Consider the following 590-nt stretch of genomic DNA (forward strand, 5'->3'; position numbering starts at 1 on the left):
TTGGCAACAAAGCCAACCGATTAAAAACACTTTAGCAGAAACCTATTTACGCAATCGGGGGATTACTTGTGAATTGCCTGCTGATTTACGTTTTCACGATAAATGTCCACACCCCTTAGGAATGACATTGCCCACGTTGGTGGCGCTTGTTAAGGGGGCTGGTTCCTTTGCCATTCATAGAACCTTTTTACAAGCCAATGGCTGCAAAACAGATCACAAACCAGCCAAAGCCATGTTGGGATCTGTCATGGGCGGCGCTGTGCATTTAAGTCAAAAGAATCCAAAACATCTGGTTATTTGTGAAGGCATTGAAACCGGTCTTTCCTTACTGTCTGGTTTGTTATCAGAGCCCGTGAATTTATGGGCGTCTCTTTCTACCAGTGGCATGATGCGTGTGAATTTACCCCCTATAAAAGCACGTCTGACAATCGCTATGGACGGCGATGATGCGGGTCGTAAAGCAGGTTTTACCCTAGCTGCGCGTGCTTATAGCCAAGGCTTTGAGGTCTTTATGATGCAAGCCCCTAACTCTTTAGATTTCAACGATTTTCTCTATTATTCAAGGTAAGTAATATGAAACAAGATAATAA

Annotated in this window: 1 protein-coding gene; it reads left to right on the top strand. The window is 43.7% G+C overall.

Annotated elements, in window-relative coordinates; translation table 11 throughout:
* Positions 1-568, top strand: a 568-nt coding sequence (locus ABD917_RS08810) for a DUF7146 domain-containing protein (protein ID WP_345119680.1), incomplete at its 5' end; no start/stop codon positions are given.
* Positions 569-590 lie beyond the last annotated feature (22 nt).

Origin of the sequence: Bartonella pachyuromydis (genome assembly GCF_039543065.1) — a bacterium.
Classification (GTDB): Bacteria; Pseudomonadota; Alphaproteobacteria; order Rhizobiales; family Rhizobiaceae; genus Bartonella; species Bartonella pachyuromydis.